At 66.3% G+C, this 371-nt stretch carries 1 protein-coding gene; it reads left to right on the top strand.

Features of this window, described 5'->3' with window-relative positions; genetic code table 11:
• Positions 1 to 371 (top strand): transposase (locus QJT78_RS52300; protein ID WP_281460964.1); only part of this gene is annotated, 371 nt, incomplete at both ends.

Below are 371 nucleotides of genomic sequence, written 5' to 3'. Positions count from 1 at the left end.
TTCATCGATCGCGCCGTTCTGGCAGACTGGATGGGAACGGTCGCCTTCCACCTCGCGCCGCTGGTCGAGCGCATGAGCGTCGTGATGAAGCAATCGGGCCGCTTGTTCATAGACGAGACCAGGGCGCCTGTGCTCGATCCGGGCCGGGGCCGAACGAAGACCGGCTATCTGTGGGCTGTCCTGCGCGACGATCGCGGCCACGGCGGCGCTGATCCACCAATCGTGGTCTACCACTACGCGCCAGGACGCGGTGGTGACCATGCTGAGCGCATCCTCGAGGGCTTCGACGGCATCCTTCAGGTCGACGGATACCAGGGCTATCATCGGCTCGCACGGCCCAAGCGCAAAGGCGGCGTGCCGCTGCGGCTGGC

It is taken from the genome of Bradyrhizobium sp. Mp27, assembly GCF_029953005.1.
In the GTDB taxonomy this organism is placed as follows: Bacteria; Pseudomonadota; Alphaproteobacteria; order Rhizobiales; family Xanthobacteraceae; genus Bradyrhizobium; species Bradyrhizobium barranii.
Note: the sequence above shows the minus strand (reverse complement) of the source record. Positions and strands in the feature narration are given on the sequence as shown.